Here is a 9,855-nt window from a genome sequence, read left to right as displayed (position 1 = left end):
GAGCCGATAGAGGGACTCGAACCCACGACCTGCTGATTACAAATCAGCTGCTCTAGCCAGCTGAGCTACATCGGCATTTTCAATAAAAAAAGTCCGCTATTTCTAACGGACTGCAAATGTATAGATTTTATCTCTCAATCAAAACATTTTTTAAAAAAAATTTCAATTATATATGAGTTCTTATTTTTTCTTTTCTTTTTACCAGTAAGCGCTCTAATGATTCCGCCGACAACTCTACCGCTTCTTCAAAGGTTTTACACTGTTTTTTAACCAAAAAATCATCTCCCGGCACATTAATTTTTACCTCTACCATTTTATTTTCCTTTTCACTCGTCTTTTCGACTTTCAAATACACATCAGAAGAAACCACCCTATCGTAGTATTTTTCTAATTTATCCATTCTCCCTTGAACAAAATCAACCAGTTTTCCATCAACAGCAAAGTTAACAGCATGAACATTTACCTTCATAATCAAAAATTTTTATGGTTAAACTTTAGAATTATCACTCCCCCTAGGATGAGCCCCAACATACACTTTTTTTAACTCTGATAAACTATTATGAGTATAAACCTGCGTAGATGCTAAACTAGAATGTCCTAATAACTCCTTAACTGAATTTAAATCGGCTCCATGATTTAGTAAATGAGTCGCAAAAGTATGCCTCAACATATGAGGACTCTTTTTTACCTTTTTAGAGACTTTACTAAAGTATGAATTTATTAAGCGATACACAAAAGATTCACTCAATTTTAACCCCTTTTTTGTTAAAAAAAAATACTCACCATCTTTAACCTCCTCTAAACCTTCCCTTAACTCAAGGTAAAGGCGCATCTGAGTCAGCACAACAGGCAACACCGGAACAATTCTTTCCTTATTCCTTTTTCCCAAAACTTTAATAACAGTATTAGAAAAATCAACCGCAACCAACTTCAAATGAATCAATTCTGACCTCCTCACACCTGTAGAATACAATAATTCAATCAGCAACTTATCCCTGACACCTTCAAAATCTTTATCAAAAGTAAAATCATCCAAAACAAGTTTCACTTCTTTTTCAGAGAAAGGAATCTGATTTTTCCTGGACACTTTTAGAGCTCTGTGTTTCAATAAAGGATTTACTTCTATCTGTTTTATTTTTAAAAGGAATTTATAAAAAGCTTTTAACGAAGCCATTTTTCTGTTTACAGAAACAGCAGACAAACCATTCTCTACCAAAAACACAATCCAGGACCGAATTTGAACATATTCAACCGAAACAATATCCTGTTGATTAAAATTCACAGCATTGTATTCCTGAAAATCAGCAACATCCTTCACATAAGCACACAGCGTATGAAGAGAATATTTCTTCTCTTTCTGAAGATAATCTGCAAACGCTTCTAAATTTGTAGTCATAAAAAAACCGTTAGCATCAAATTTATAAAAAATCTGATTGCTAACGGTATATTTGTTTCAAAAAGAAAACTACTAACTCTCTAAGCTATCTTTCAAACCTTGGATGTAAGCCGCTTTTTGGAATTTCATTCTGTTTTTAACTGACGGCTTAATGAAAGCTGTACGCGCTCTTAATTGACGAACTGTTCCAGTTTTATCAAATTTTCTTTTATAGCGCTTTAGTGCTCTATCGATATTTTCTCCGTCTTTAATTGGTATAATTAACATAATTTTGACACCTCCTCTCGTTAAGGCTGCAAAAGTAAAAATTAATTATGAATTATAAGCCATGAATTCTAAATATTTTTTTTAGAAACCAGAACACCTTTTAAAAGAGAAAATAGAAAAAGATAATATAGCCTTTTAGCACAATTCTATATTCTATATTCTATATTCTATATTCTATATTCTATATTCTATATTCTATATTCTATATTCTATATTCTATATCAAAAACTTATCCTTTCAACAAATTCCTAGAAATAACCACCTTCTGAATTTCGGTAGTCCCTTCCCCTATAGTACATAGTTTCGAATCACGATAAAATTTCTCCACCGGATAATCCTTAGTATAACCGTAACCACCATGAATCTGTACAGCTTCATTTGCTACTTTTACACATACTTCCGAAGCATACATTTTAGCCATTGCACCGGCAGTTGTCACAGGTCGATGTTGCTCTTTCAGGAAAGCCGCTTTATGTAAAAGCAATTCTGAAGCTTCGATTTCAGTAGCCATATCAACTAATTTAAATGAAATCCCCTGAAATTCAGCAATAGCTTTTCCGAACTGATGTCTTTCTTTTGAATATTTTAAAGCTGCTTCATAAGCTCCTTTTGCAATTCCCAGAGACAACGCACCAATAGAAATCCGTCCACCATCCAGAATTTTCATTGCCTGAATAAAACCTTCGCCTACTTCGCCCAGTCTGTTAGCATCCGGAATTCGGCAATTATCAAAAATAAGTTCTGCAGTTTCACTGGCACGCATTCCTAATTTATTTTCTTTTTTCCCTGAAGAAAATCCAGCCATTCCTTTTTCAAATACAAAAGCAGTCATCCCCCTGGAATCTCCTTTTTCTCCGGTACGAACAATTACAACAGCAACATCTCCGGATATAGCATGAGTGATAAAATTTTTAGCTCCGTTGACAACCCAGTAATCACCATCTTTTTTTGCGGTAGTATTCATCCCGGCAGCATCTGAACCCGTATTATGCTCCGTAAGCCCCCAGGCGCCAATATGTTCTCCCGTAGCCAATTTAGGAAGCCATTTTTTCTTTTGTTCTTCATTACCAAAAGTTAAAATATGATTTGTACACAATGAATTATGTGCTGCAACAGACAAACCTACAGAAGGGTCTACTTTGGAAATTTCTTCTATGATAGTAATATACTCATGATAACCTAAACCGGAACCTCCCAGTGCTTCCGGAACTAAAACCCCCATGAAGCCCATCTCTCCTAATTTTTTAAACAAAGGAACCGGAAATACCTGATTCTCATCCCATTCCATTACAAAGGGTCTTATATTTTTTTCAGCAAAATCTTTTATAGATTGAGCAATCATACTTTGTGTTTCACTGTAATCAAAGTGCATCATTATGGCTATTTTTTAAAAGTCCAAATATAAGGCTATAATATTAGCATTTTCATTAGACATTCCTTTAATTTTTGTTAAATCACCCGCATTTTTTATATCGCCGTTCATGCTTCTGTAAATAACAATTTCCCTTGCCAAATTATATTTAAAATAAGGAAACTGCGCTAATTCCTTTATTGAAGCGTTATTAATATCTATTTTCTTCAAATCAGGAAGTACACTAACTTTAAAATTAGCTTTCAATTGCTCCACCACTTCCGGTGACAATCCCCACACATCCTTCATTTGTTCCATAGAAACAAAGCCTCCTAAACTTTCTTTAAATTTTAAAATTCGGAGCGAAATCGCCTCTCCAATTCCATAAATCCGGATTAAATCTTCCTGAGTAGCCTGATTAATATCCTTAACAACTATATTTGCTTTTTTCGGAAAACGTTCTGAAGCTGTATTCAAAAAAACCACAGGTTTCGACAGCTTTTTTTTATTTACCCAATCAGGAAATTTAAAATAAGGAGCCATAGTCAGCAATAAAGAATCTGAAACCCCTGTTACAGCCTGAAATTCTTCTGCAGAATTCACATATTTATTTTTTTTTCTGAAAGCAAACAACCGATCGATTTCTACTACAGACATCCCAAGTTTATACCCTTTATAATCAGTAATAAAATTAGGATTAAAAGGATAGACCTTAACCAGCTGTTTTTTTTGCTGAAATTTTAAGGAATCCATCTTAGAATTTAGTGAGAGCCATTTTTGTTGCTGCAAATCAATATCAGAAGTCCGATTAAAATCAGTAAAAAAAAGAACAAGCTGTAGTACAGCAATAATCAGGAAAAGACTAAAAATTCCTTTTTGTTGCTGTTTTGAAAACTGAAAATAAGTATTATTCGTTTTTAAAGCCATTCTTACATTCATACAATATGACAGAAGCTAAAAGTATAAATAATTTTAACCATTTGTATCTAATTTAAAAACATAATTATTGTTTTTTCATAAAAAACTATACTTTTGAAAATATTATAACCTAAAACAACAAAACCATGTCTATCTGGAAAAGAAAACCATTAAGCCAACTTTTAGCCGAAGCCGAAGATTCTGAAAAAGGACTAAAAAAGACATTAACCGCTTCAGGACTTGTTGCACTAGGCGTAGGTGCTATTATTGGTGCAGGATTATTTTCTATAACAGGTCTGGCAGCTTCTGTAAATGCCGGCCCAGCAATAAGTATTTCTTTCCTTATAGCCGCTTTTGGCTGTATTTTTGCCGGTCTTTGTTATGCTGAATTTTCCTCAATGATTCCTGTTGCCGGTAGCGCCTACACTTATTCATTTGCAACAATGGGAGAATTTATTGCATGGATAATTGGTTGGGATTTAGTATTAGAATATGCTGTAGGAGCGGCAACTGTATCCATAAGCTGGTCACGCTACTTAGGTAAATTTCTCGGGACATTTGGTATCCATATTGATGATAATCTGATGCTTTCTCCTTTCGAAGGGGGCATTATCAATCTTCCGGCGGTATTTATTGTGATGCTCATGTCATTAATTTTGATACGCGGAACGCGGGAATCGGCTTTTGTAAATAATATTATTGTTTTATTAAAAGTTTCTGTTGTACTGACTTTTATTGCTGTGGGATGGCAATACATCAAACCCGAAAATTACACTCCTTACATTCCTGAAAATACTGGAAAATTTGGTGAATTTGGTTTCTCAGGAATTATCAGGGCTGCCGCAATAGTATTCTTTGCTTATATAGGTTTTGATGCTGTTTCAACAGCTGCGCAAGAAGCCAAAAATCCAAAAAGAGATATGCCTATAGGTATTTTATTATCATTAGCTATCTGTACCATCCTTTACATATTATTTGCTCATGTTATGACCGGTGTAGTAAACTATCAGGCATTTGCTGGAAAAGACGGTATTGCACCCGTTGCAATTGCTGTAGAAGCAATGGGACCTGTTGGTGCAAATGGAATGATAACTCCTGCTTACCCTTGGCTGAACAATGCTATTTTATTAGCTATTTTAGCAGGTTATTCGTCAGTAATTCTTGTTCTTTTAATGGGACAAAGCCGTGTGTTTTTCTCTATGAGTAAAGATGGTCTGATTCCAAAAATATTTTCAGATGTTCATGATAAATTTAGAACTCCGGCTAAAAACAACTTATTATTTATGGTTATTGTAGGCATTTTTGCTGCTTTCATACCTGCAAGAGTTGTAGGCGAAATGACAAGTATTGGTACTTTATTTGCCTTTATACTGGTTTGCCTTGGCGTGTTGATTATGCGTAAGAAAATGCCTGAAGCTCCCCGAGCCTTCCGAACACCATTTGTTCCTTTCGTACCCATTGCCGGTGTGTTCGTTTGTTTGTTTATGATGGTATTTCTACCGTTGGATACCTGGATCAGGCTTATTGTCTGGATGATGATAGGTTTTGATTTGTACATTTTCTACGGAATGAAAAACAGTGCATTAAATAAAGGACAATTCAGTTTAAAAAATCAGAAGACGGTTGCCGGATCAGGACTAGGAATGGTAATCATACTCATTATTATTGCTTTTATACACCACAGTGATCCCACTTTAAATGATGTATATTTATTTTATTTCTCATTAGCATTTGCCATAATTCATGCTTTTGTGTATGGATACAGCTTTAAAAAAAGTAAAATAACACAATAGTTAAGATACATTAAAAAAGGCATTCTGAATATTCAGAATGCCTTTTTTATTATAAATCAAACACTGAGGTTCGTTTAGAACGGATTAAATCTTTCAGCCTTATCCAAAAAGCCAGCGTTAAATAAACACCAAATCCTAAACCCACCGTAACAAACGAAATATAAATAAAAAACAAGCGGACGTTAGTAACCCGCATTCCTAATTTATCAGCAAGACGTGAAGAAACCTGAAATCCGTATTTTTCGAAAAAAAACTTAAGTTTTACAATTGCTGACATTTTATTTATTTCTTTTATTATGGAGTAAATTTACTAATTATAATTTCAAATACCCAAACTAACTATCCTTCAACAATTCCGTACCTATTGCGCAATCCAGACATTTACCAAAAGTACAGTACTCATTCTTCAGCTGAAGCAAAGATTGTGTTTCAAAACAATTAGTTGCTTTTATGCCAAAAAAAGTAAACTTATCAATAACGGCATTCTTTTCCGGTGCGACCTTAGCTAACATCGCTATTAGGTCTTCGGTTACTTCTTTCCCCAAACTCTTAGCATAAGAAAACTGCAAAGGAATAATGGTATTAATCAGTAATAAATCAACAAATGATTTTGACATTTTTTTTATTTTAACCGGACTTACTTTGTCAAACTGATAATGATTTTCCCAATAACAGGAAGTTGATATACGGAATAGTTGATGTACTTCTTCTACAGCATATACGTTTATAATTTTTGAAAATAAATTATGCTGTTTATGGTATAAATGAGCCAATTGTGAAAGCCGGATAGTTGGAAAATTATCCGGACGATGTTTAAAAAACTGAACATTTCCTTCGTTACCGGAATCCAACTGATATTTATGCAACAAATAAAAATATCTGAATTTTAAATCCCTGAAATAAGCATCTTCTTTATCGGAGTCTAACAAACCGGCTTTTCCCATTAAAAGTGCTTCGAGATTTTCAACTTCAAAACTTTCTTTCCTGATGATCGAAAAAGGAATTGACCGGGCTATCTTCAGAAAAACTTCACCATTTGTATTAAGTCCGAAGTTTTTGGCCAGCATACAAAACAAAACAGCTTCCCAGTCGTTATTTGTTTCCAGTAACAAATCATAGATCGCTTTTGATTTTCGTTTCAATCTTTCAAAAAACAAACGTTCCTGCCAGTTTTTCAAAACAAAATTATCAAAATCTTTTAACTGCTTTTCGCAAAAAATCCATGTTTTGGGGGCAACCAGCTGTTGGTAATTATCTAAAATTTCTTTATCCACGTAGTTCCTGAGTTCTAAAACAGGAATTTCGGTATTATTTTTTCTGAAAACTTCAGTATCATGTTCCCAGACTACATGCAGAATAACGTTATCATAAGCGGCATCTTTTTCATGATGATGCACATACCAATCGGAAGATTTAAGATGAATTTCTACATTTCCGGCCCATTTTTGGTTTGCGACGGTTATTTGCGCATTAAAAAAATCAGGTCCTGCCTGCTCCAGATACTGACCAACATTTGTAATAACAATTGTATCACCACCGGTGGTTTTTAAATCAAAGCTATTCCATTTTTTATATTTCCATAAATAATGCAGAAATTCTTCTTTCATGGCAAAGATTTAAAATTAAAAATCTAATTTAATGAAAAAACTTACGCAAAAAACTTTTGAAATAAAATAATCTATCGCATTAAATACAGTTGGGCACAGGCTCTGGCATCGGACAAGGCTTCATGATGATTTAATGTAATATTCATTGCCCGGCAACAATCACTTAATTTAGTAGGCTTTAAACCTTTGGACTTGTATATCCTTACTGTGCATTCCCACCTTGGAGCAATATTCAATGTGGCATAATCTAAACCGTAATATGCCATAGATTTAGCCAAAACATTCCGGTCAAAACTTTCATTATGCGCTACTATGGTCCTGTTTTGAAGTCTTTTTTGAATTTCAGGAAACACTTCCAGAAAATTTTTAGCGCGGGCAGTATCGCTTGGATAAATACCATGCACCTGAATAGTGAATGCTGAATATAAATTATCAGGAGGCTGAATTAAAGTAACAAACTCATCAACCACAATACCATTTTCAACCGTAACGATTCCTACTGAACAGGGATGAAAGGCAGTTGCGGTTTCAAAATCGATAGCGGTAAAGGTCATGGAAAAGAAATTAATTAAAGAAATTCCAGATTAAACCAAAACGAATACTCATATCTCTATAAGGATTATTAGGTGTTGCATAATAATTATTACCGGTATATCCGGCATTAAAATGTTCTGCTTTTAAATAAATTCTGGTTCTTTGAATTTTTGCATTAATAAAAAAGTCAAGATTAGGGTAATTTCCAATTTTCTTGTCCTGCTGAACAAAAAATTCACCTATAACCGGATTGTATTCATTAGCGAAATAATTAGTGAAATAATTCAACGTGATTCCAGCCTGAAGAAACAAGGCTTTGTCAAAGAAATAATTTGTAAAATAAATAGTATTACGACTTACTACTTCAGGCACATTTAAAATAGCTTCCTGCTGATCTGTTTTTTGATACAATATCGTATTGTTCAAAGCAAATTTCCCAAAAGTAAGTTCCTTACTCAGTTTTAGAGAAAGGTATTTAATTGTCCCGCCAAACTGATTAGGGGTAACAATCTGTTGTGAAGGATCAGTAGCTGAATTTTCAAAATACAGATAATCCGTTAAAGCTGATATTTGCAGTGAAGCATCAAACCAAGGTGTAACAGCTTCTCCACTGATCACATTGATTTTCTCATTCTTAAAATTGTTTGACCAGTTATAATTCACATAATTACTTTGGAACAAATTATAATTATCATTAGGTAATTTATTTAAATTCTGGTATCCAAAAACAAACTGAAAATCATCATTTAAATTATAATTTAACTTAGCATCCAGATTAGACAAAGACTGATTTGTAATGGCTCTTGAAAGCAAAAATTTTCCGTGCCATTTGTTTTTCCAATATTCGTATTGCCCGCCTACACTATTTATCTGACGTGATAAAGTGGCAGGAATTACACCGTCATCCTGTATTAAAATACGTCCGTAATAAAAATTACTGCGAAAATCATCTATAAAAAACTGAAACTTCCCCAGTATGGAATTCTCATACACTACACCTGCTTTGTTATACATTTTATTATAATGAGTCTGATCTTTAAGATCAGACGTTACAATAGCATCACCAAATCTGATTACCGACTGTGTACCTACAGCTGAAAGTATGGTAGGCTGATAGTATTCAAAAAATTTATTTTCGTAATTGAACTGATGTGTCACATATAGATTATTATTTCCTTCTGTGGGATTGATTCTGAAAATATGATCAGCGAAAATACGTTTGGCTTTGAAAAAAGATTCTGCATCAGTTAAATACACCTGCAAACGCTGTCTGTTTTTAAAATCAGGATCTTCACTTTCAAAGTTCTCAATTGTTGTAATCCCTCCATTTTCTTCATGTAAAGCATCCTGCCCTGTAAAATGAGCATTCAGAAAATAACGTTTTCCGGTATCATTATAACTCGTTGTGAACCTGAAACTTCCGGTACTGACTAACTGATTTATATATTTTCCTTCAGAACGTAATCCTTTATAAGCTATAGAAAAATTAAGATTTGGAGAAACGTTTACTGCAAAAAACGAATCTACCGAATGTCCTTTTCCTAAAATTGATTTAAAATACAATTCGGTCACAGGAGTAGCAACTGAGCTATATCTAATTTGGTTTGCTTCCAGAAAATTAAATTGTTTAGCCTTAAAACCCATTTCAGGATAAGGAGATATTTCTGTTAAACTGTATTGAAGTTTATTATAAGCCTGCCCTTCATTTGGCAAAGCCAATAAACCAAAAAGATCTCTGCGAAGATAATTATGACTGTATTCCCGCTCAATAGTAAGCGAAGTGTCCAGATAAGTAGTATCCCTTTCTAAAGTAATAAAACGGTACATATCCATAGTGGCTACTTTGGTTGTATCCTTGTCATTAGCTCCTTTTAAGCGGTCCGAAAAAGATCTTTTAGGTTCTTCTCCTCTTGAATCATTTTGAGAGAACAACAGCGTAGGTACTATTAAAAAATATAAAAAAAAGAGAATTCTCATTCGGAACAAATA

The 9,855-nt window shown here is 33.8% G+C and carries 10 protein-coding genes and 1 tRNA gene; 1 reads left to right on the top strand and 10 read right to left on the bottom strand.

From position 1 onward, the window contains the following. Position 1: 1 nt before the first annotated feature. The 6 genes from ACSV4D_RS02190 to ACSV4D_RS02165 form a co-directional block, all read right to left on the bottom strand. Positions 2-75, bottom strand: a tRNA-Thr gene (locus tag ACSV4D_RS02190). A gap of 91 nt (positions 76-166) precedes the next feature. Then, entirely contained in the window at positions 167-469 is a 303-nt protein-coding gene (gene hpf / locus ACSV4D_RS02185) for a ribosome hibernation-promoting factor, HPF/YfiA family (protein ID WP_408081187.1), read from the bottom strand. 18 nt (positions 470-487) lie between these two features. Then, a complete protein-coding gene (locus tag ACSV4D_RS02180) occupies positions 488-1,396 on the bottom strand; it encodes a tyrosine-type recombinase/integrase (protein ID WP_439226957.1) in 909 nt (302 codons plus the stop codon). A gap of 72 nt (positions 1,397-1,468) precedes the next feature. After that, positions 1,469-1,663: a 30S ribosomal protein S21 gene (gene rpsU, locus ACSV4D_RS02175; protein ID WP_035659878.1), complete on the bottom strand. Its 195-nt coding sequence runs from the start codon at positions 1,661-1,663 to the stop codon at positions 1,469-1,471. A 229-nt stretch (positions 1,664-1,892) separates the two neighbouring features. Then, positions 1,893-3,035, bottom strand: coding sequence for an acyl-CoA dehydrogenase family protein (locus ACSV4D_RS02170; RefSeq protein ID WP_408081197.1), 1,143 nt, complete (start codon positions 3,033-3,035; stop codon positions 1,893-1,895). 15 nt (positions 3,036-3,050) lie between these two features. Further along, on the bottom strand, positions 3,051-3,941 hold the full coding sequence (locus tag ACSV4D_RS02165; RefSeq protein ID WP_439226956.1) for a ComEA family DNA-binding protein: 891 nt from the start codon (positions 3,939-3,941) through the stop codon (positions 3,051-3,053). Between the two features lie 137 nt (positions 3,942-4,078). Here ACSV4D_RS02165 and ACSV4D_RS02160 point away from each other — a divergent pair, with 137 nt between their 5' ends. After that, on the top strand, positions 4,079-5,725 hold the full coding sequence (locus tag ACSV4D_RS02160; RefSeq protein WP_439226955.1) for an amino acid permease: 1,647 nt from the start codon (positions 4,079-4,081) through the stop codon (positions 5,723-5,725). Between the two features lie 49 nt (positions 5,726-5,774). Here the strand turns inward: ACSV4D_RS02160 and ACSV4D_RS02155 are convergent, their stop codons facing one another. The 4 genes from ACSV4D_RS02155 to ACSV4D_RS02140 form a co-directional block, all read right to left on the bottom strand. Beyond that, a complete protein-coding gene (locus ACSV4D_RS02155) occupies positions 5,775-6,002 on the bottom strand; it encodes a PspC domain-containing protein (RefSeq protein ID WP_408081182.1) in 228 nt (75 codons plus the stop codon). A gap of 58 nt (positions 6,003-6,060) precedes the next feature. After that, positions 6,061-7,332: a DUF2851 family protein gene (locus ACSV4D_RS02150; RefSeq protein ID WP_439226954.1), complete on the bottom strand. Its 1,272-nt coding sequence runs from the start codon at positions 7,330-7,332 to the stop codon at positions 6,061-6,063. A gap of 71 nt (positions 7,333-7,403) precedes the next feature. Beyond that, positions 7,404-7,886, bottom strand: a complete 483-nt coding sequence (locus ACSV4D_RS02145; RefSeq protein ID WP_408081180.1) for a 3'-5' exonuclease — start codon at positions 7,884-7,886, stop codon at positions 7,404-7,406. Between the two features lie 10 nt (positions 7,887-7,896). Next, a complete protein-coding gene (locus ACSV4D_RS02140) occupies positions 7,897-9,843 on the bottom strand; it encodes a putative porin (protein WP_439226953.1) in 1,947 nt (648 codons plus the stop codon). Between the last annotated feature and the right edge of the window lie 12 nt (positions 9,844-9,855).

The organism is Flavobacterium sp. ARAG 55.4 (assembly GCF_051846875.1).
GTDB lineage: Bacteria > Bacteroidota > Bacteroidia > Flavobacteriales > Flavobacteriaceae > Flavobacterium > Flavobacterium plantiphilum.
The sequence above is the reverse complement of the archived record's forward strand: the minus strand, read 5'-3'. Positions and strand labels throughout refer to the sequence as shown.